Raw genomic sequence first — 21,332 nt, 5'->3', positions numbered from 1 at the left:
CTCTCAGGCGAAATTGTCGAAGTGGCGTTCGTCCTGCACTCGTTTTCGCAAGCGGAAGACGTGGGCCGGAGCTTGGCGAGGGTCCAGTATGACGAAGTTGCGCAGGCCTTGCCAAGTGAAGCGTTGTTCATTGAGCAGGTCGTGCACTTCGTATTGAGAGGAGTGGTCGAGGTTCAACACATCGCCCTCCAGGGTGATCCAGCCAGACTGGGGGTTGTGCGGGTCCAGGTTGGCGATGGTCAGGATGAGGTTGTCGCCATCCGCCGTCTGCTTGGCATAGGCGATGAGCTGGTCGTTGTCGGTGTGAAAGAAGCGCAGGCTCTCGTTCGACTGCAACGCTGGGTTGTCTCGGCGGATGCCATTGACCTTGGCGATGAGCTGCGCCAGGCTGTCGGGTCGGGCCACGTCCCAGTCGCCCCAGTGGCGCAGCTGGTATTTCTCGGAGTTGAGGTATTCCTCGCTGCCAGGACTGCGGGGCACGTTGTCCAGCAGTTCGTAAGCGGGCCCGTAGATGCCGTAGCTGGACGACAGCGTGGCGGCCAGCACCAGGCGCAAGGCGAAGATGGGGCGGCCACCCGCGTGCAGGTGTTCGTTGAGGATGTCGGGCGTGTTGGGCCAGACATTGGGGCGGAAGTAATCCTTGCCTGGGCCTTGCGACAGCTCGGTGAAGTAGTCGGTCAACTCCTGCTTGGTGTTGCGCCAGGTGAAGTAGGTGTAGGACTGCGAGTAGCCTAGCTTGGCCAGGCGGTGCATGACCTTGGGCCGCGTGAAGGCCTCGGCCAGGAAGAGCACTTCGGGGTGTTCGCGCTTGATGGCCGTGATGGCCCATTCCCAGAAGGGGAAGGCCTTGGTGTGCGGGTTGTCGACGCGGAAGATGGTCACGCCTTCGCCGATCCAGTGGTCGAACACGCTCTTCAGTTCCTGCCACAGCGCGCGCCAGTCGTCCGTCTCGAAGTTGAAGGGGTAGATGTCCTGGTACTTCTTGGGCGGGTTCTCGGCATATTGCACCGTGCCGTCCGGGCGCCATCGAAACCATTCCGGGTGGGCCTGGACGTAAGGATGGTCGGGGGCGCACTGGAAGGCGATGTCCATGGCGATGTCCAGGCCCAGCGCCTTGGCCTTGCCCACCAGGGATCGGAAGTCCTCGGGCGAGCCCAGTTCGGGCAGGATGCTCTTGTGCCCACCTTCCGAGGCGCCGATGGCCCAGGGGCTGCCCACGTCGCCAGCTTCGGTGGTCAGCGCGTTGTTGCGGCCTTTGCGCTTCTCACGTCCGATGGGGTGGATGGGCGGGAAGTACAGCACGTCGAATCCCATTTCGGCCACATAGGGCAGGCGGGCTTCCACGTCCTTGAAGGTGCCGTGCTGGCCGGGCTCGGGCGAGGTTGAACGCGGGAAGAGTTCGTACCAACTGCTGTAGCGCGCGCGGGGGCGGTCGGCCACCAGCGGCAGTTCGATGGGGAAGTGCGTGGCCCCTTGGCGGTCGGGGTGGCGCCGGGCCAACTCGGCCTGGAGCGGGTCGAGCGCCAGGGCCTTGAGTGCTTGCGCATCGCCGCCGTTCTTGCGCAACTGCTTGGCCCAGTTTTTCAAAGCGATCTTGTCATCGCCCTTGGCGCGTTTGGCGGCGTCTTCGACCAGCTCGGCGCCGACCAGGGCCGCGATGCGGATGTCCTCGTCGTCCACGCGGCGGCTCAGCTCATGGCGCCAAGATTCGAAGTGGTCGACCCAGGCCGTCACGGTGTAGTGGTAGCGCCCTGGGGCCTCGGGCGTGAAACTGGCGAACCATTCGTCGTTGTAGGCCAGGGCCATCTCCACTTCCTGGTGGCCGATGGCGGCTTCGGCCCGCCAGCGCAGCACCACGCGCAGCACGTCGTGGCCATCGGTGAAGCAGTTGGCCTGCACCCGCACCGGCTCGCCCGCGATGGCCTTGACCGCGAAGCGCCCCGCGTCGACCACGGGCATCACGGCGTCGATGACCGCGCGCTGGCGGCCATCTTCATCAGGGATGGCGTCTGCCGTTTTGCCGCCTGGTCTCGAAGGTGTCCTAGTGGCCATGGGGCTCCAGCTTGAGGATGATGGTGGACAGGGGCGGCAGAATCAAACGCAGCGAATGGGGGCGGCCATGGGAGGGTTCGTCGTCCGTGTCGGCCCCGCCCAGGTTGCCCCAGCCCGATCCGCCGAACTCCTTGGCGTCGCTGTTGAAGATCTCGCGCCAACGGCCCGCCGCGGGCACGCCCACCTGGTAGTGCTCGCGCGGCAGGGGCGTGAGGTTGACGGCCACCAACAGTGGGGCGGCGCCATCGCGGCCCTTGCGCAAGAAGACCACCACCGTGGCACTCACATCATTGCCTTCGATCCATTCGAAGCCCGCATCGCTGAAATCGACCTGGTGCAAGGCTGGCTCGCCGCGGTAGACCCGGTTGAGTTCGGTGATCAAGCGCTGGATGCCCTGGTGCTCGGGCTGGTGGGTCAGGCCCCAATCCAGTTGGCCTTCGTGGGTCCACTCGCGCTCCTGGGCGAACTCGCCGCCCATGAACATCAGCTTCTTGCCAGGGTGCGTCCACATCAGGCCGTAGAGGGCGCGCAGGTTGGCGAATCGCTGCCATTGGTCGCCTGGCATTTTGCCCAGCAGGGAGCCCTTGCCGTAGACCACCTCGTCGTGCGACAGGGGCAGCACGAAATTCTCGTTGAAGGCGTAGACCAGCGAGAAGGTGAGCTTGCCCAGGTGGTACTTGCGGTGGATGGGGTCTTCCTTCATGAAGGCCAGCGTGTCGTGCATCCAGCCCATGTTCCATTTCATGCCGAAGCCCAGTCCACCCATCGAGGTGGGGCGCGAGACCATGGGCCAGGCGGTGGATTCTTCCGCGATGGTGACCACGTCGGGGTGCTCACGGTAGACGGCCTCATTCAGTTTGCGCAGGAAATCGACCGCTTCCAGGTTCTCCTTCCCGCCGTGCTTGTTCGGGATCCACTCACCATCCTTGCGGGCGTAGTCCAGGTAGAGCATCGATGCCACGGCGTCCACGCGCAGACCATCGATGTGGTATTTCTCCAGCCAGAACAAGGCCGACGAGATCAAGAAGCTGCGCACCTCGCCACGGCCGTAGTTGAAGATGCTGGAGCTCCATTCGGGGTGGAAGCCCTGCCGTGGATCGGCGTGTTCGAACAGGTGAGTGCCATCGAAATACTGCAGGCCATGCTCGTCGGTGGGGAAGTGGGAGGGCACCCAATCCAGGATCACGCCGATGCCCTGCTGGTGCAGGTGGTCCACGAAGTACATGAAGTCCTGCGGCGTACCGTAGCGCGAGGTGGGCGCGAAGTAGCCCGTGGTCTGGTAGCCCCAGGACCCATAGAAAGGGTGCTCCGTGATCGGCATCAACTCCACATGAGTGAAGCCCAGGTGCTTGACGTAGTCGGCCAGCTCGTGGGCCAGGTCGCGGTAGTTCACCGGGCCTTCGCCGCGCCGCCACGATCCCACGTGGAATTCGTAGATCGACATGGGCGCGTCCAGCGCATTGCGGGCGGCCCGGGCTTGCATCCATTCGCCATCTTGCCAACCGTGTTCCAGTGACCAGATGCGCGAGCCCTTGGCGGGTGAGAGTTCGGCGTGCACGGCAAATGGATCGGCCTTGTCGACCACGTAGTCGCCCCCCCGGCCATGGATGCGGTACTTGTAGGCATTACCGTGCCGGGCGTTCAGGACCTGGCCTTCCCACAGGCCACTGTGGTCGGGGCGGATGTGCAGGGGATCGGCTTCGGGGTTCCAGTGGTTCCAGTCGCCAATCACCGACACGCTGATGGCGTTGGGTGCCCATACCCGGAAGTGGGCCCCTTCCTGCTCGGGGCGCAAGTGGCAGCCCAGCTTGTCATACAGCCGGGCATGGGTGCCTTCGCCAAACAGGTAAAGGTCTTGTCCGCTCAAGGCACTGGGGGGCGCGTCGTGGTGTTCGTGCATGACACTCGAGGAGCAAACGGTGTTCCCGAACCGCTTCAGCCATGAAAAAACCGGGCGCGTGGCCCGGTGTTGGCAAGGGAACTCATGGTTCGCTTGGCTCAGCGGTCTTCGCCTTGCGGGGTGGTGCGGCTGTTGCCGTAGCTGTTGTTGGACCTGGCGCTTTCGCCGCGGGTGGGCGGTTCGCTGGGCGTGTGCGTGAATTCAGCATTGCCCGGTTCGACCTGGGGGCTGCCGTGGTTCACGTCGGAATCGCTGGCTTCGCCATTCAAGGCGCCCGGGGTGGCCCTGTCGACGCGGCTGTTGGCTCGGCTGTCCATGTTGTCCACATTGCGGTTCGAATTGTCCGTTGGGCTGGAGACGCCCAGGGTCGCGTTGGGATCCGGATTGCCCGTGGAGCCATTGCCGGTGGAGGCGGACTGGGCATGGGCGAAGCCGACACCGCCCACCAGGGCAGCGGTCAGGGCCGAGAGGGTCAAAGTTCTGGTCAGTTGGTTCATGGTCTGTTCCTCAAAGTAGTTAGAGGGCCGAAGCCCTTGAAAAGCCTTTGAACAATGAATGTCCTGGCCACTCCTTCGGGGCAATGAGCGTACCTGCCAGCGTTTTGTGCGACCCTCAAGGTGCCAGATAGGCCTCCACCAGGCGGTTCACTTTCGCCTTGATCTCGGCGGGTGGCGGGGGCTCTTTGGCTTCTGCGACCGTGTCGGCGTACTCGTACACGGGGATGAAAAGGTTGTCCTTGTCCGGGGCGCCTCTCATGCGCAGGAGTCCGGGGCGTGCCATGACTTCATCCCATTTTTGCCGCACGGCTGACCACACGGGCTCGCTGCCTTTGACATAGCGGTCGCCAGCGCTCCAGTCTTGGTCGCTGATGCGTTCATAGCGGTTGAAACCCAGTTCACGGGCCAACACGGGGTGGGACGGCGCCAGCTTGCCTTGGTCATCCAGGACCACCTTGAGGTTCTGCTGTTCGTGCACCCAGCCCGTGGGCGTGATGGTGTGGAGGTTGCTGCCGATCAGCACCTGGTAATCTTTGCGCACGCTGTACTCGCGGCGGGGCAGGGGGCGCCAGCCGTCTTCCTCGCCCCAGCTGGAATAATTGCCCAGGTGCTGCCACTTCGCCACGCCCGAATAGCGCGGCGAGTCGTCCACCTGGTAGACGGTTTGCCGCCACTGGCCGGTGCGTTGCTCCTTGGGCACTTTCACACGTTCCCAGGTGTTGTGGCCACGGTAGACCAGTTGATCCGCCGGTTCGTAGTGCCAGTCTTGGCGCCAATGCTTGGTCACAAAGGGACCTTCGACCTTGCCGTCCTCGCCCACGATGGACATGACCAGCAAATGCTGCAGCACGATCGACCGGCCTTTGTCTTCCAGCACATACACCTTTTCGGTGCCCCAGCTTTGGTACGGTCGGCTGGGCTTGTAGGCGCCTTTGAAGCCCGCCACTTCGAGGAAGTCGAAGCTGGTGCGGTAGCCGCCCGCCATGGCCAGGATGGCGCGGCGGTCGCGCTCGAACTTGCTCAGCCCAGGCGCTTGCATCGCTTGCCATTCGGGCGTGGGTTCGGTCACCAGCTTGACCTCGGCCCCAGTGGTGGAGCCGCCGCGGGGTGCCAGGGAGGATTCGTCCAGAAACCTCCACGAAAAAGTGTATTGGCGCGAGGCTGGTGTGGCCTGTGCGACGTCTTCGGCGTGGGCGCCCACCGCCCCGCCCACCCAGGCCAGCGCCACGATCGCAAAGCGCATTTGCATCAACTTTTTTGTCATAAGTGCTCGCCTGTTTGATCAGAAATTTGATTTTGCACGATGCCTGTTCGGCGTGGAATCGGGTATGAATCAAATTCAACTTGGTGTGAAAACATGTCGCTTGATTCATGGAGTTCTTTTGCAGAGACTGCCTGGCATTCGCAACCGACACCGCAGAGAGAGATCACATCATGGCCCGCACCCACCTCCTTGGCTTCCCGCGCATCGGCGCCCACCGGGAACTGAAATTCGCGCAAGAGTCGTTCTGGCGCGGTGAATCCGACGAGGCCACGCTGCGCGGTGTGGGGCGGGAACTGCGCCAGCGCCATTGGCAGGCCCAGCGCGATGCGGGCCTGGGGACCGTGGCGGTGGGTGACTTCGCCTGGTACGACCAGATGCTCAACACCAGTGCCCTGTTGGGAGCCTTGCCGCAGCGCTTCGGCTTCGATCCCAGGCAACTGAGCTTGTCCCAGTATTTCGAGCTGGCGCGTGGCAACCAGGCCCAGCCCGCGATGGAGATGACCAAATGGTTCGACACCAACTACCACTACCTGGTGCCCGAGCTGGATGCGCAGACCACCTTCGACGGAGGCGTCGATTGGCTCTTCGAAGACATCGACGAAGCCTTGGCACAAGGCCTGGCCGTCAAACCTGTGCTGGTGGGGCCCATCACCTACTTGTGGCTGTCCAAGTCCCACGCGCCTGGCTTCGACCGCTTGAGCCTGCTGCCCAAGATCGTGGCGGCCTATCAGCGCATCCTCGCCCGCCTGGCCGACCGTGGCATCGGCTGGGTGCAGATGGACGAGCCTGCCCTGTGCCTGGACCTGGACCCCAACTGGCGCGCGGCCTATGCCCCTGCTTACGCCGACCTGGCGGGAACCGGTGTCAAGCTCTTGCTGGCCACCTACTTCGACACCGCCGCCGACCACGCTGTGCTGGCCACGCAATTGCCGGTGCAGGGCTTCCACATCGACCTGGTGCGGGCGCCGCAGCAGCTCAAGGCCTGGTGCCAAGTTCTGCCGGCGGAAGCGGTGCTGTCGGTCGGGGTCATCGATGGCCGCAACATCTGGCGCACCGATCTGCGCAAGGTGCTGGGCCTTCTGCAGCCTTTGCAGGCCGAGCTGGGCGATCGACTCTGGGTGGCGCCATCGTGTTCCTTGCTGCACACCCCGGTGTCGCTGGACCATGAGCACCAGCTGGATGCCGAGATCAAGTCCTGGCTGGCCTTCGCCTTCGAGAAGCTCGATGAGCTCCAGGTGCTGGGCAAAGCCTTGAACCAGGGCGAGGCCTCGGTGAGTGCCGAGCTGGCCGCGTCCGATGCGGTCCAGGCTTCACGCCGGGGTTCCAGGCGCGTGGTCAACGATCTGGTGCAAAAGCGCCTGGCCGCCGTCACGACGGCCATGGCCCACCGGGCGAGCCCCTTCGCCCAACGCATCGAGAAACAGCGGCAGGCCCTGCAGCTGCCTCCGCTGCCCACCACCACCATCGGCTCCTTTCCCCAGACGGCTGCGATCCGCCAGACCCGGGCAGCTTTCAAGCGCGGCGACATGAACGCGCTGGACTACCTGCAACGCATCCGCAGCGAGATCGAGTTGGCCGTGCGCAAGCAGGAGGCGCTCGGCCTGGACGTGTTGGTGCACGGTGAGGCCGAGCGCAACGACATGGTCGAATACTTCGGCGAACTGCTCTGGGGCTATGCCTTCTCGGAGAACGGCTGGGTGCAAAGCTATGGCTCACGTTGCGTGAAGCCGCCCATCATCTACGGCGATGTCTTCCGCCCCGAACCCATGACGGTGGAGACCACGCGCTACGCGCAGTCGCTCACCGATCGGCTCATGAAGGGCATGCTCACCGGTCCCGTCACCATGTTGCAATGGTCCTTCGTGCGCGATGACCAGCCACGCGAGACCACCGCCCTGCAACTGGCCCTGGCCATCCGCGAAGAAGTGAGCGACCTTGAAAAGGCCGGCATCCGCGTCATCCAGATCGACGAGCCCGCGATCCGCGAAGGACTGCCCTTGCGCCGTGGCGACTGGGCGGCCTACCTGGAGTGGGCGGTGCGCGCCTTCAAGATCTCGGCCGCCAGCGTGGCCGACGAAACGCAGATCCACACCCACATGTGCTACGCCGAGTTCAACGACATCCTGCCGTCCATCGCGGCCATGGACGCCGACGTGATCACGATCGAGACCTCGCGCTCGGCCATGGAGTTGCTGGATGGCTTTGGTGCCTTCGACTACCCCAACGAGATCGGGCCGGGCGTGTACGACATCCATTCGCCGCGCGTGCCGGGCGTCGAGGCCATGCTCAAGCTGCTCGAACGCGCTTGCGAGGTCATCCCGCCGCAGCGCTTGTGGGTGAACCCTGACTGCGGCTTGAAGACCCGTGGCTGGCCTGAGACCGAAGCGGCCCTGTCCAACATGGTGAAGGCGGCCAAGGCCTTGAGGTCCAGGCTGGCCGAGCAAGGTGACCAAGCCTGGACCCAGGTCGCTGGCCGGCAAGGCGCCCACCTGGCCGTGGCCTCGGTTGGCCACGCGCATGGTGCGGCTTGCCAAGACTGTGGGCCAGGCGCCTGATTCAGCGCAGCACGCTGCGGTAGAACAGCTCCATGCGCCGGCGCCGGGCCGCGGTGCATTGCTCGGGTGTGCCCTCCTGCTGACCGCGCAGCACGCGCGAGAGTTGGTCGCCCAGCACGCAGTTGATCAGGTGCACGGGCAACTGGTCTTCCGGCAGGTCATCGCGCAACTGCGCGCGCACGTCCGGGCGCTGCAGGAAGCGCGCGATGGCATCGCGCGTGATGTTCGGCCCCATGGTGAAGAAGGTGTCGACCAGTTGGGGATTGTCGCGGGCCTCGGCGGCGAGCATGCGCTGCATGGCCATGGCCTCGGGCGAGGTCAACAGGTTGTAGAGCCGGGTCGAGAAGTCCTCGAGCACCTCGCGGAGCGGGCGCTGGTCATTGTCCAGGTCGATGTCGGAGAAGAACCTGGCGCGCTTGTCCTGGAGCAGCGCGCTCAGCAGACCGTTCTTGCCACCAAACTTGATGTAGATGGTGCGCACGGCCACGCGGGCCTCGCGGGCAATCATCTCCAGGCTCACATTGCCATAGCCTTTGTCGAGGAAGAGGCGGCCTGCCGTGTACTTGAGGTCTTGCAGCCGAGCCTCGACTTCGGCAGCGCGCGGGCGCCCGGCGCCCTTGGGCACGGGCTTTTTGGCGGCGGAGGCAGGCCGAGGGTTGGGGGAATCGGTCGTTCTGGACATGGAACCGAACTTTAACCAACAATTTAATGAAATGAAAGCGTTTCATTTCTTGACACGTGCCAGGCGGAGGCAAATAATGCGCTGAGTCCTTTTCATTTGCCAGAGAGTGCGCGCCATGCAAAACCAGGCCAAGACCGACCCCGTCACCCTCGTCGCCCCAGCCCCAGCCCCAGCTGCCGCCCAACCCGCGGCCAAGCCGCCCTCCAAGGTCCGTGTGTTTGGCGTGCTGGGCGTGCTGATCCTGGCCGGCCTGGGCTTTGGTGGCCGCATGTACTGGCGCAGCCAGAACTTCGTCGAAACCGAGAACGCCTACGTGGCCGGCCATGTGCACCCCATCTCGGCGCGGATTTCAGGCGTGGTCACCAAGGTGCTGGTCGATGACAACCAGGTCGTGAAAGCGGGCCAGGTGATCGCCGAACTCGACCCGGCCGACCAGCACGTGAAGCTGGAGCAGATCCAGGCGCAGATCGCCTCGGTCGAACAGCAGATGCTGCAAGCCGATGCGCAAACCGCGCAGGCGCGTGCCTCGGCCAGTGCCGCGCAGGCCCAGGTGGCGCAAGCCCAGGCCCAATCGCTGCGCGCCCAGCAGGACGCCGAGCGCTATGGTCAGCTCTACAACACGCAGATGAAGGCCGTGGCCAAGTCCGAGCTGGACGCCGCCACCGCGGCCCGCACCGGCGCCCTGGCCGACGTGGCCGCGCGCAAGGACGCGGCCCTGGCCGCGCAGGCTCAAGTGGGCGCGGCCCAGTCGGCGCGCGAGGTGCTCAAGGCGCAGGTCAAGGTGCTGCAGGCGCAGGCCAAGGATGCCCAGCTGCAACTGGGCTACAACACCATCGTGGCGCCCGTTGGCGGCCGACTGGGCAAGCGCAACATCGAGGTGGGCGCGCGCGTGCAGCCTGGCCAGCAACTGGCCGCCATCGTCGAGGACAAGGTCTGGGTCACGGCCAACTTCAAGGAAACCCAACTGGCGGGCTTGAAGCCCGGCCAGGAAGTGGACGTGGCGATTGACGCGCTGCCCGGCGAGCATTTGAAGGCCCGTCTGGACAGCTTCTCGCCGGCCTCGGGCAACCAGTTCGCGCTGCTGCCCGCCGACAACGCCACCGGCAACTTCACCAAGATCGTGCAGCGCGTGCCGGTCAAGCTGACCTTCGCCGATGCGGACCTGCAACGCCTGGCGGGTCGCTTGGCACCCGGCATGTCGGCCCTGGCCGAAGTGGACCTGCGCCAGTCCCACGAACAACGCTGAGCCACGCGCCATGTCCTCGCGCACCGCTTCACCTCCCGCGCCCTTCGTGCCCGCCATGGCGGACCCCAACCAAGGCATCGATCTGCGCACCTGGTTCGCGGTCGCGGCCGGCCTGTTGGGCGCCTTCATGGCGGTGCTGGACATCCAGATCACCAACTCATCCTTGAAGGACATCCTCGGCACGCTGTCCGCCACGCAAGAAGAAGGATCCTGGATCTCGACCGCCTACCTGTGCGCCGAGATCGTCGTCATCCCCTTGACCGGCTTGATGGCGCGCGTGCTGGGCCTGCGCACTTACATGGTCGGCACCACGGCCTTGTTCCTGGTGTGCTCGACCCTGTGCGGTGCGGCCTGGAACCTGCCCAGCATGATTGTGTTCCGCATGATGCAGGGCTTCACCGGGGGCGCGCTGATCCCCATGGCCCTGACTTTGGTGATGACCAAGTTGCCGGCCTCCAAGCGCGCCGTGGGCATGGCCATGTTCGGCCTGACCGCCACGCTGGCGCCCACGCTGGGTCCGACCCTGGGCGGCTACCTGTCCGAGCTGTACGGCTGGCCCTCGATCTTCTACATCAACTGGGTGCCGGGTGTGCTGCTGATCTTCGGCATCCTCTGGGGCCTGGACAAGGAAGGCCGCGACTGGTCGCTGCTGGCCACCGCCGACTGGGTGGGCATTGCCTTCATGGCCATGGGCCTGGGCAGCCTGACCATCTTCCTGGAAGAAGGCAATTCGAAAGACTGGTTCGACTCCAATTTCATCCGCATCTTCGCGACACTGGCTGCCGTGGGGCTGGTCGGTTGGGTGGCCACCAGCCTGTTGCGTGACGAGCCTTTCGTCAACCTGCGCCTCTACCTGCGCCGCAACTTCTTCGTGTCGGCCTTGCTGGCCGCGGTCACGGGCATGGCCTTGTACGGCTCGTCTTTCCTGCTGCCCTTGTACCTGGGGCAGATCGCTGGCTACACGCCCATGCAGATCGGCGAAGTCATCATGTGGGCTGGCCTGCCGCAACTGTTCGTGATGCCCATCGCCGCGGCCATGTCCTCGAAGGTGGACAACCGCGTGATGTGTTCGATCGGACTCGGGCTGTTCGGCACGTCCTGCCTGATGAATGGCTACATGGACGCCTCGGTGGGCTACGACCAGTTGCTGGCGTCTCAAGTGGTGCGCGCGCTGGGCCAGCCGTTCATCATGCTGACCTTGTCGAATTTCGCCATGGCCGGGATCTCGCCCAAGGACATGCCTTCGGCGTCCAGCCTGTTCAACATGACGCGCAACCTGGGCGGCTCCATCGGCATCGCCATGCTGGCCACCATGCTGACCAACCGCCAGCATTTCCATTCGGCGGTGGTTGGTGAGTCGGTGTCGCTGATGTCCGACGCCACGCAGTCGCGCCTGGACCAGCTGACGCAGGGCTTCATCGCCAGCGGCATCGACCCCGCCCGCGCGGCCGACCAGGCCATCGCGATGATCGACCGCATCGTGCGCCGAGAGTCCTATGTGATGGCCTACAACGATGGCTTCCTGATGATGGCCGGCGTGCTGTTCGCCTGCATCGCCGTGCTGTGGTTCGCCGACAAGGTGAAGTCGCCTTCGGGTGGCGGCGCCGGTGCCCATTGATGATGAAAGACGCTGGAGAAAACATGTTGTTCATCAAGCCCTTGAGCCGTGGCGCGATCGCCGCCGGCACCTTGTCCGCCGTGGCCTTGCTCAGCGCCTGCACCACGGTCGGCCCCGACTTCGCCGCGCCCAGGTTCGAGCCAGTCGCCAACTACCGCCATGCCGCGAGCCAGGGCGCCGATGCCGCGCAGATGCCGCTCGACAGCTGGACCCTGTTCGGCGACGCGACGCTGGACGCGCTGGAGCGCCGGGCCTTGCGCGACAGCCCCAACGTGCAAGCCGCCGGCCAGCGCATGTTGGAAGCCCAAGCCTTGCTGGGCGTGGCCCAGGCCGATGATGGTGTGAAGCTGGGGGTCAACGCCTCGAGCGCCTACTCGCGTTCGTCCGAGAACACCTCACAGGCCATCATGCTGGGCCGCCATGCGATCAAGGGCAGCAACTTCACGCTGGGCGCTTCGCTGTCCTATGAGCTCGACCTGTGGGGCCGTGTGCACCGCGCGGTGGAATCGGCCGATGCCCAGGCCCTGGCCGCCCGCTATGACCGCGATGGCGTGCTGCTGATGCTGACCCATCAGGTCGCGATGGGTTACTTCCAACTGCGCGGCGCGGATGCCGAGATCGCGATCCTGGAAAGCGCGCTGGACACCCGGCGCGAGTCCGAGCAACTGGTGAGCGCCCGTTTCGACACTGGCCTGTCGAACGAGTTGGACCTGTCACGCGCCCGCATCGAGCGCGCCAACGCCGAGGCCGACCTGCATGAAGCCCGCCGCCAGCGCCAGACGCTGGAGCATGGCCTGGCGGTGTTGGTCGGTGCCTCGCCCAGCGAGCCGCTGATCGCCACGCTGGGCAGCGCGGCCAAGTCTGCTTTGCCCCTGCCACCCGCGATCCCCGTGGGCCTGCCCGCCAGCCTGCTGGCGCAGCGGCCCGACCTGTCGTCGAGCGTGGCGGGCCTGCGCTCGCTCAATGCCCAGGTGGGGGTGGCCGAAAGTGCCTTCTACCCCTCGTTGAGCCTGACCGGCAATTTCGGCTTCGCGTCCCAAAAGCTGCGCGAACTGACCAATGACGGTTCGCAGCAGTTCAGCGTCGGCCCGCTGGCCTTGTCCCTGCCCATTTTCGATGGCGGCCACAACCAGGCCAATCTGGCCGCGTCGCAGGCACGCTATGCCCAGGCCTTGGCCACCCACCGCGGCAAGTTGCTGACGGCCTTGCGCGAGGTCGAGGACGCGCTGTCCGACACGCAGCAACGCCAGTTGCAGGCCGATGCCCAGGCCCAGGCCCAGCAGGCCGCCGCGCGGGCCTATGAGGTCGCGCGTGCCCGCTACGAGCGTGGGGTGTCCAGCTACCTCGACGTCACCGATGCGCAGCGCAGCAGCCTGGCCGCCGACCGCGCGGCCGCGCAGATCCGCACGCAGCGTTTGCTGGCCGCAGTGAACCTGGCGCGCGCGTTGGGCGGAGGCTGGTCGCCCGAGGCTTCGCTGACCATCGCCAAGGCCGTGCCCGCGCAACCTTGAGGGACGCGAGCCGCTCAGTACAGCGTTGAGTCTTGCCTGGCGGGCAAGTCCCGGTCGTACTGCTCGCCATCGATCTCCGAATCGCTCAAGGCGGCCAGCATCGTGCCGGCGCTGGGCACTGGGGTGGCCTGGCCTGTCGTTGCCGGGGCCCAAAGGCGGGAGCGCTTGATCGCCCTGGCGCATTGGAAGAAGGCCGATTCAACCCGGATGATGAGCACGCACTTCGGCCGCTGGCCTTGCACCTCAAAGCGTCGCAACAGCGCCGGGTCCACGCTGATCGTGGCCCGGCCCATGACCCTCAGGGTTTCGCCCAGGCCGGGGATCAGGAACAGCAAGGCCACGCGGTCATCGAGCAAGAGGTTGCGCAGGCTGTCGATCCGGTTGTTGCCCCGGCGCTCGGGCATCAGCAGCGTGTGCGGGTCTTGCACCATGACGAAGCCGGGTGGGTCGCCTCGTGGCGAGGCGTCCAGGCCGTCCGGTCCGCAGGTGGCCAGGATGGCGAAGGGCGAGGCTTTGATCAGCGCCTGGTAGTGGGGATGGATGTGCGCGACTTCCTTTTTCAAGGAGGCCTCGCCGACTTCGCCAAAAAGGGCGGTCAGTTGTTCAAGCGTGGTGATCAGGTGCATGGTCGTCGGCCTTGGCTTGCCACAGGTTCGCCATCATGACCCAGGCGGTCCGCTTCGCCGCGCGTCAGCGATGGCCTGTTCCAGCAGATCCGGGTCCACCGGCTTGATCAGGAACAACTGGAAGTTCGAAGTGCCGCCCTCGGTGCGTTGCTGGCCATAACCGGTCAAGGCGATCAATGGGATGTGGCGAAGCCGGGCATCGGCCTTCAGGATCGCGGCGATTTCGTGGCCGTCCCGGCCTGGCAGCCCAATGTCCATCACGATGACGTCGGGCGGCTGTGCGGCGGCGATGGTCAGGGCCTGGCCACCATCGCTGGCTTCCATTACCTCGTGGCCGAAGAGGCGAAGCAACTCGGCCGTGGCCTCCAGGGTGTCCACATTGTCTTCAACCAGCAGCACCTTGCAAGGGCTGTTCGTCGGCTTGGCCTGCTCAACGTCTTTGGCCGGTCCCGGTGGCGTGATCAAAGGCAAGCGCACGGTGAAGGTGCTGCCCAAACCCTCGCCCGGGCTGTGCGCCTGGACCGTGCCGCCATGCAGTTCGACCAGTTGCTTGACCAGCGCCAGCCCGATGCCCAGGCCGCTGTGCAGCGTGCCAGGGACCGTCGAGCCTTGCCAGAAAGGTTCGAAGACGTGTGGCAGCAAGTCGGCGCCGATGCCGATGCCGGCATCCCTGACATCGACCACCGCCTGCCCGCCGATGCCCCGCACACGGACGTGAAGTTCACCCGGGGCTGGTGAGTATTTCAGGGCGTTGGTCAGCAGGTTGTTCAGCACCTGCTCGATCCTGACGAGGTCTCCCTCGATCCACACCTCGTCGGCTTCCACGGTGCATGGCCTGCCCATGGCACGGTCCGTGGCCAGCACAGCTTCCAGGCAGTGGTGCACGCAGCTGGTCAGGTTCAGGGGCTTTCGGTCCAGCACGATCTTGCCGGAGAGCATGCGGCTGATGTCCAGCAGGTCGTTGACGATGTGCGTCAGGTGCCCGCTCTGGCGCTGGATCATGCCCAGGTATCTGGCATCGGCGCTTGGCCGGGCCTTGTCCTGCAAGAGGATGGCGGTGGCCCCTGCGATGGCCGAGAGGGGATTCCTGAGTTCGTGCCCCAACAAGGCCAGGAACTGGTCTTTCGAGGCGTTCTGTGCCTGCGCATCCTCGCGGGCCGCGGTTTCCATGTGGAGCACACGCTGGCGCTCCTGCTCCAACGCGGCCTTGGCGTTCCGGTCGGCCTCCAGCAGCAGGCCGGCTTCGGCCAGGGCATCGTTCAGCACGTTGAACTCATGCAGCGAGGTGGGGGCCGCTTTCGGTGGCCGTTGCTCGGTCGCGAGGCTTCTGGCGGTGCTGGAGGCCGTGTCCACGGCCAGCACGAACCGGCGTGTCAACACCAAAGCGGTGGCACTGGCGCCGGCCAAGGCCAACAGGGCCCCCACCGTCAGCAAAGCGACGGCTTGCGTGGCCGAGGCCTCGATGGATTGGACCGGCGCTGCGACAGCGATGGTCCAACCGGTCAGGCTGGAGTGGGTGAAGGCGTCGTAGCACTCGATGCCTTCGATGGTCTTGTGGCGGATGAGCCCATCGTGCGAGGCGGCGGCGGCTGCCACCAGTTCAGGCCTGGCCTGCTTGCCCAGCAATTCGCCCGAATTCCTGCTGCGAGAAATGAATCTGCCTGAGTGGTCGATGACCGCCACCACCCAGTCGGACTGCACTTGTGCTTGAAGCACGGCCTTCTTCCAATGCTCGACCGAGAAAGCCTGGGCCACGACGTACTGCTTGCCGTTCACGGGCCGGGTGGGCAGGTAGATGGTGGTGACGAGCTTGCCCGTGACCGGCCCGATGATCAGGTCGGTGACCAGCGGGCGCTGCGTGGCCAGCACCTGCGCCACCCGATTTCGGGCCATTGGCGGAGGCGGTGGCGTGCCGAAGGGCACCACGGTGTTGAGCACCTGCGTGCCGGTGTCGTCCAGCAGCAAGGTCCACACATCGGGCGCCTGGTTGACGGCCAGGGCCTGGTCGTAGAAAGCCTTCAGGTTGCCAGTCTGGAGGTGCGCAGAGGTGCCCAGGGCGGTCAAGGCGCCCAGCGCGCGCTGAAGCTCGCCATCCACCATCAGGGAGGTGGCCCGCACCGTTTCGTTCAAGCCCCTGAGCGCGGCCAGGCGTTCGCCTTCGCGGACCTTGTCGATGGCGATGGCTGCGGCCAGAAAACCGGGGATCAGCGCCACGGCGGCGATGACGAAAAAATAGGAACGGATGCGCATGTGGGGTGGTTCAGTTGGCCGGGTTCTGGCTCAGGCGTTCCAGGCGGTCCAGCCATTCGGCGACCAACTCCAGTCGCCACAGCGGGTTGTCCAGGCTCATCAGGCGCTGGCGTTCAGCGGCGGGCAAGGGCAGGCATTCGGCCCAGCGGTTGGACAGCCAGCCCGCGTCGTCCCAGCGCGGATCGCCGGGCGCAGCCGGTGGTGGAGGCGCACCTTCCTGGCCAGCCATGGCATGCAGGGCGCTTTGCAATCGTTGGCTCAGCGATGCCAGTTCAAGGGGCAAGGCGGCCGGGGCATCATCGGGCAGCGGCCGAACGGTGGCCGTCCACAAGCCGTGGGGCAGGACGTGGGCATGGTCGATCTTGAAACGCTGGCCGCCGCGGGCTTGCACCAGCATCAGGCCGGCTTGCGGGTGCTCGATGCGCTCCAGCGTGGCCAGGGTGCCGATGTCGGCCAAGGTCTCGGTGTGGCCGCCATCCTGTCCTGGCGCCTCGCCTGGGCGCGGCGCGCGGCGCACCTCGTGGCCACTTTGCAGGCAAACCACGCCAAAGGGCTCGCCGCTCTGTTCGCACCGTTTCACCAGGTCGAGGTAGCGGACTTCGAAGACCTGCAAGGACAGCAGGCCTCCTGGGAAGAGCACGGTGTGGAGGGGAAAGAGGGGGAGTTGGGTGGTGTCCATGGTGCTGGATATCATGAAGGCCCCAGCGTAATCTCTCTTGAAGGAATCGGCCATGGGCCAGGCCAGGATGATCAAGGATGCCCCCAGGACGCTTGTCGTTCTCCTGGCCGCGGTGGTCGCCGCGAGGATCGCCATCGTCTTCGTGGTCCACAGTCCTTGGTCCACGGCGTTGGCCTGGTCTGGCTTGCTCGCCGCCTTGAGCCTGGCCGCGCTGCTCGGAAAGCACCGGGCCGCCCAGGCCTTGGCCTGGTTGTGCATTGTCCTCGGCCTGGATGCGCTGATTCAGTTGTTCTTCGCCGAGGTGCCGGCTGTGCACCTGGCCGCGGCCCTGGTGTGGGCCTTCCTTGTCATGGGCGTCGGCATTTTCATCCTGCGCAGCCCCGCGGTTCAACGCTTTTACGCGCAGGGCTCAGCCTCACCGGAGTGAGCATGATGGATGGCCACCCCCGGCGCGCCATTGGTATCCTTGGTCATGCACAGCCCATTCCCAATTTGCCCGGTTCGACGCCGGTCCACCGCCTTGGCCATGGCCATCTTGGCGACCCTGTCAGGGTGCGCCTCCGCGCCCACGCCAACCCATGTGCCCGGGTCACAGGTCACCACGCCCGCCACCCTCGAAGCGCCTGATGAGCAAGAGCGCTTCAAGCAGTGGGTGGCCAGCTTTCGCGAATCGGCCCGTGCCGCGGGCATCGACGACGCCACGCTGCACGCCGCGCTGGACAAGGTGCAATTGCGCCACGTGGCCGTCCAGGCCGACCGAGCCCAGCCCGAGTTCACGCGCACCTTGTGGGATTACCTGGATGCCGTGGTCTCGCCCAAACGCATCGCCACGGGCCAGCAAAAGCTGCTGGAGTTCCAGGCCGAGGCCGAGGCGGCCACCGCGCGCCACGGTGTGCCTGGCCCTGTGCTGATGGCGGTGTGGGGCATCGAAAGCAACTTCGGCGGCAACCACGGCGACGTGCCCGTCATCGATGCCTTGGCCACCTTGGGCTTCGAGGGGCGGCGCGAAGCCTGGGCGCGTGGTGAGTTGCTGGCCGCCTTGAAGATCCTGCAAAGCGGTGACATCGAGCGCGACCGCATGATCGGCTCTTGGGCCGGGGCCATGGGCCAGACCCAGTTCATGCCCTCGTCCTACCTGGCGTATGCCGTGGATGCCGATGGCGATGGTCGCCGCGACATCTGGGGCAGCATGGCCGATGTGCTGTCGTCCACTGCCAACTTCCTGGCCCGTTCCGGCTGGCAGTCTGACGAACCCTGGGGCCTGGAAGTGCAATTGCCCGCGGGCTTCGACCCGGCCCGTGCCGACCCCACTGTGCGGCAGCCATCAACGCAGTGGTCGGCCGAAGGCGTGCTCGCCATCGACGGCGCGCCCTTGCCCACGGTGGCCGAGGCTTCCATCCTCCAGCCGGCGGGCATGCGGGGCCCGGCCTTCCTGGTGGGCCGCAACTACCGCGCCATCCTGCGGTACAACAACTCGACCAGCTATGCGCTCACTGTGGGCCTGTTGTCGCAACGCATTGCGGGTGGCCCCGGTGTCCAGGCCGCCTGGCCCCGCGATCTTCGCGCCCTGAGCGGGGCCGAGATCAAGAGCCTGCAAGCGGCCTTGAACAAGCTGGGCTTTGACAGCGGGAGCCCCGATGGTCAGGTGGGCCCGGCCACGCGCAAGGCCTTGCGACAGTTCCAGCGCAGCCTCGGACAACCGGCGGATGGCCACCCCACGGCCGAGCTGCTTCAGCGCGCGCAGCAAGCGCCCTGAAATGGCAGCCCCTGTGGCTCACGCACGGGCCAGGACCGGGGGCGCGGGGCGATCGCCGGGGATCCTGTCGTGGGCCAGGCGGTCCAGCTCCGCCATGATCCTGGCGTTGAACACCTTGCGACCCAGGTGGTAGCCCAGTGCCCGGTAGCTTTCCCACTGGGCCTCGTCGAAGAACTGGTCGGCGGTGGGCTCCTGGGGGAAGGCGGGGTGTTCGAGGGCGTATTGCCGAACGTCGGCGGCGGCGTCCCAGGCCACGTTTGGTTTGAGCAGGATGATCTGCGTGCTGGGCTCTTTGTCACCCAACTGGCGGGCCCACAAGAGCATGGCGCAAGGCGCGGTGGCCGGTGATGGCATGCCTGGATCGGGGCGCTTGCTCATGCGCGCGAAGGCTTCGGGGCCCGCGAAGACCTCGGCCAAGGCCCCGGTGAACTCGGTCTGGACCTCGATGTCCACGTTCAGGTCGATGCGGGCCAGGCGGATCAGGTTGGCCAGGTCCTCGAATCGGTAGAGCGGGTCGGCGCCGTTGTCGCAACCGAAGACCTGGAACACCCGGCGGTCCTTGCGCAGCAATTCATAGATGCCGGTGTTTTCGAAGTGCCCGCCATCCGAGAGGTACTGCCATTGGCGGTGGGTGCCGAAAAAGCGCGCGCGCAGTTCATAGGAAATGTAGGACTGGGTGCGGAACACGGCGCCAATGGCGCGCCTGAGCAGGTCGAACAGGCCGCGGGTGTTCGTGACCCCCATGCCCGATTCCCACCAGGTGCCCAGCCGCACATTGGCCGAGCCCATCAGCAAGGACATGCCCAGTGAGGTTTCGCGCCCGATGCCGGTCGAGAAGGCCGCGCCGGAGGTGCCGATCCAGCGGCCGATGGACATGGGCCGGTTCACTTCCGTCGGAAGCTTGGGATTGGGGTAGCCGTCGCGCCATTGGCCATCGATGGAAAAGCCGGAGGGCAGCACCGCCATGGGTTGCCCCTTGCGGTCCCGCTGCACGAGTTGTTCCGCCGGGTCCACCGTCTTGTTGACGGTGATGTTGATGATGTGCAGGGGCGCCAATGTCGTGAGCTTGCCGCCCTTGGGGTCGTCCGGCTTGGCGGCAAAGTAGTTCTCCATGGCCAGGTTGTCGTTGGGCAAGGGCTCGGCCGCGCTCAGCGCGGAGCCGCCGGGCTGGAAGCGCGTGCCATTGGACGCGCCGAGGTAGGCGCGCGTGAGGCGGGAGCTGTAGAAAGCCTGCAAGCTCGACAGGTTGATGAAGCCGGGGAACAAGCCGGTCACGGCGGCCAGCAGGAGGCCGACACCCGCGGTGTACAAAAGCGTGGTCCTTTGCGCGGCGTCATGCAGCGTGGACACATCGGGCGCTTTTCCATCCCAGACGATCCACTGCACGAACATGCTCCACAAGCCGCCCACCAAGGTGAAGATCAGCACGCCACCGAGTCCGGCCAGGGTCATCAATGGCAGCTTCTGGAGCCAGGTCGGCAAGCCGCCATCGGAGTCCTTCGCCGCGAAGTGCCTGGACAACCAGACCAGTGCCGCCACCACCCCGGCGGGCGTCAGAGCGGGTACGGCGCTGGTTTCCTTGCCCATGGTGGCGAGGAAATACAAGGTCTGGCCCAAGGTGTCGACGACGGCCAGGCCGACGATGCAGGCGGTGGCCACCAGCACCGTGGCCAACCAGCGTGTCAGGTGCACCCGTTGAACCGCGGCCGAGGAGACGAACAATGCCAGCAAGATGTAGATGCCGATGGCGGCGACCACGGCCACACCACCGGCTTGGATGAGTGGCTGGCGTTGCCCGAAGAGGATCAAGGCAGCCGCCACGGGCACGCAGAACAGCACGGCCAGGTTGATGGGCCAGCTCTTCCCGTTGCGGCGTTCATTGACGAGCCAGAAAGCAATGCCCAGTGGGATGCCCACCAAGGCCACGGGTGCCAGGGCCACCGGAAACAGGGGGCTCCACCAGATGTGGTCGACCACCGCGCCTCCGGGGATGACGGCGTTCAGTGCTTCCACTTCCCACTGTTGGGCCTTGGGAACATAGAAGGCGGCGAATGCGCGCAGCGCCCCCACCAACGCCAGCAGCATGATGAGCACGGTGCCGATGACGTAGTGCAGTGCCAGCCAGTTGCGGATGCCGAGTGCTGCGGCATAGAAGGCATCGCCCGCGCCAGTGGGCATCAGGTAGCGGCCGTTCTCTCGCAGCCAGGCCAAAGGGGCCGCCAGCACCTGGTCGCCATCGAAGGGGCCGTTGGAGTGGATGCGTCCTGGTGGGCCCGAGGTGAGCACGCGCACGGCATCGTCGGCGGCTTTGGTGGCCTCGCCGTTCTGGTCGCGCAAGCGGTTGGGTTGGAACAGGCTGCAAAGAAAGCCACCGAGGTAGCCACCGCCACTCACCGTGGACAGGTAGTCGAAGGTGGACAGGCGCGAAGCGCGGAAAACGTCGCCAGGCTTGGACAGGTTTTCGGCGGTGGGGTTGCGGTCTCGGGCGATCGCTTCAAGCACGCCCAGCGAGAAGGTCGCGCTGCGGATGCCGCCCCCGGAGAACGACAAGGCCCTGTACCGGGGCTTTCCGCCTTGGGTGGGCACGTCCTGCGCGAGGCCGGCGGCCTGGCGGCGCTCATTGAGTAACTCGCCTTCTGTCCTGGTGTTGATCTGGTCCACGCGACGCCCCCTTGCGATGGTTTGACGCGAAGGTA

Annotated in this window: 15 protein-coding genes; 6 read left to right on the top strand and 9 right to left on the bottom strand. The window is 65.7% G+C overall.

The genetic code is table 11. The features are described from left to right. Positions 1-3 precede the first annotated feature (3 nt). The 4 genes from ACREB4_RS08640 to ACREB4_RS08625 all read right to left on the bottom strand — a co-directional run bounded on the left by ACREB4_RS08640 (position 4) and on the right by ACREB4_RS08625 (position 5,713). Positions 4-2,052, bottom strand: coding sequence for an alpha-1,4-glucan--maltose-1-phosphate maltosyltransferase (locus ACREB4_RS08640; protein WP_431587814.1), 2,049 nt, complete (start codon positions 2,050-2,052; stop codon positions 4-6). Continuing rightward, positions 2,042-3,952, bottom strand: coding sequence for a 1,4-alpha-glucan branching protein GlgB (gene glgB / locus ACREB4_RS08635; protein ID WP_431587813.1), 1,911 nt, complete (start codon positions 3,950-3,952; stop codon positions 2,042-2,044). Before glgB ends, ACREB4_RS08640 begins: the two co-directional genes overlap by 11 nt. A 98-nt stretch (positions 3,953-4,050) precedes the next feature. Then, positions 4,051-4,449: a hypothetical protein gene (locus ACREB4_RS08630; protein ID WP_431587812.1), complete on the bottom strand. Its 399-nt coding sequence runs from the start codon at positions 4,447-4,449 to the stop codon at positions 4,051-4,053. Positions 4,450-4,564: 115 nt separating this feature from the next. Next, entirely contained in the window at positions 4,565-5,713 is a 1,149-nt protein-coding gene (locus ACREB4_RS08625) for a DUF6607 family protein (protein WP_431587811.1), read from the bottom strand. A gap of 170 nt (positions 5,714-5,883) precedes the next feature. Between ACREB4_RS08625 and metE the strand changes: the two genes are divergently transcribed. Then, entirely contained in the window at positions 5,884-8,268 is a 2,385-nt protein-coding gene (gene metE / locus ACREB4_RS08620) for a 5-methyltetrahydropteroyltriglutamate--homocysteine S-methyltransferase (protein WP_431587810.1), read from the top strand. 1 nt (position 8,269) lies between these two features. On the opposite strand, the gene ACREB4_RS08615 is transcribed toward metE, so the two are convergent. Next, the gene (locus ACREB4_RS08615; RefSeq protein ID WP_431587809.1) at positions 8,270-8,950 is read right to left on the bottom strand and encodes a TetR/AcrR family transcriptional regulator; all 681 of its coding nucleotides are present in this window, start codon (positions 8,948-8,950) and stop codon (positions 8,270-8,272) included. A gap of 115 nt (positions 8,951-9,065) precedes the next feature. Between ACREB4_RS08615 and ACREB4_RS08610 the strand changes: the two genes are divergently transcribed. The 3 genes from ACREB4_RS08610 to ACREB4_RS08600 are packed head-to-tail and all read left to right on the top strand — an operon-like array spanning position 9,066 to position 13,325. After that, a complete protein-coding gene (locus ACREB4_RS08610; protein WP_431587808.1) occupies positions 9,066-10,196 on the top strand; it encodes an HlyD family secretion protein in 1,131 nt (376 codons plus the stop codon). 10 nt (positions 10,197-10,206) lie between these two features. After that, positions 10,207-11,814, top strand: a complete 1,608-nt coding sequence (locus ACREB4_RS08605) for a DHA2 family efflux MFS transporter permease subunit (protein WP_431587807.1) — start codon at positions 10,207-10,209, stop codon at positions 11,812-11,814. Between the two features lie 23 nt (positions 11,815-11,837). Then, the gene (locus tag ACREB4_RS08600; RefSeq protein ID WP_431587806.1) at positions 11,838-13,325 is read left to right on the top strand and encodes an efflux transporter outer membrane subunit; all 1,488 of its coding nucleotides are present in this window, start codon (positions 11,838-11,840) and stop codon (positions 13,323-13,325) included. A gap of 14 nt (positions 13,326-13,339) precedes the next feature. Here ACREB4_RS08600 and ACREB4_RS08595 read toward each other — a convergent pair whose 3' ends face one another. Genes ACREB4_RS08595 through ACREB4_RS08585 form a run of 3 tightly spaced genes read right to left on the bottom strand, consistent with a single transcriptional unit; the run spans position 13,340 to position 16,895 of the window. After that, positions 13,340-13,951, bottom strand: coding sequence for a pyridoxamine 5'-phosphate oxidase family protein (locus tag ACREB4_RS08595; RefSeq protein WP_431587805.1), 612 nt, complete (start codon positions 13,949-13,951; stop codon positions 13,340-13,342). 33 nt (positions 13,952-13,984) lie between these two features. Further along, the gene (locus tag ACREB4_RS08590) at positions 13,985-16,201 is read right to left on the bottom strand and encodes a hybrid sensor histidine kinase/response regulator (protein WP_431587804.1); all 2,217 of its coding nucleotides are present in this window, start codon (positions 16,199-16,201) and stop codon (positions 13,985-13,987) included. Positions 16,202-16,211: 10 nt separating this feature from the next. Then, positions 16,212-16,895 carry an LON peptidase substrate-binding domain-containing protein gene (locus ACREB4_RS08585; protein ID WP_431587803.1) on the bottom strand — a complete coding sequence of 228 codons (684 nt, stop codon included), beginning with the start codon at positions 16,893-16,895 and terminating at the stop codon, positions 16,212-16,214. A 37-nt stretch (positions 16,896-16,932) separates the two neighbouring features. On the opposite strand from ACREB4_RS08585, the gene ACREB4_RS08580 reads away from it, so the two are divergent. Together ACREB4_RS08580 and ACREB4_RS08575 are read left to right on the top strand one after the other, a co-directional pair. Further along, entirely contained in the window at positions 16,933-17,307 is a 375-nt protein-coding gene (locus ACREB4_RS08580) for a hypothetical protein (RefSeq protein WP_431587802.1), read from the top strand. A 45-nt stretch (positions 17,308-17,352) separates the two neighbouring features. Next, positions 17,353-18,636, top strand: a complete 1,284-nt coding sequence (locus tag ACREB4_RS08575; protein WP_431587801.1) for a lytic murein transglycosylase — start codon at positions 17,353-17,355, stop codon at positions 18,634-18,636. An 18-nt stretch (positions 18,637-18,654) separates the two neighbouring features. On the opposite strand, the gene ACREB4_RS08570 is transcribed toward ACREB4_RS08575, so the two are convergent. Next, positions 18,655-21,297, bottom strand: a complete 2,643-nt coding sequence (locus ACREB4_RS08570) for a patatin-like phospholipase family protein (protein WP_431587800.1) — start codon at positions 21,295-21,297, stop codon at positions 18,655-18,657. Positions 21,298-21,332 lie beyond the last annotated feature (35 nt).

The organism is Aquabacterium sp. (assembly GCF_050725395.1).
GTDB lineage: Bacteria > Pseudomonadota > Gammaproteobacteria > Burkholderiales > Burkholderiaceae_C > Aquabacterium.
This window is presented reverse-complemented; position numbering and strand designations above follow the sequence as displayed.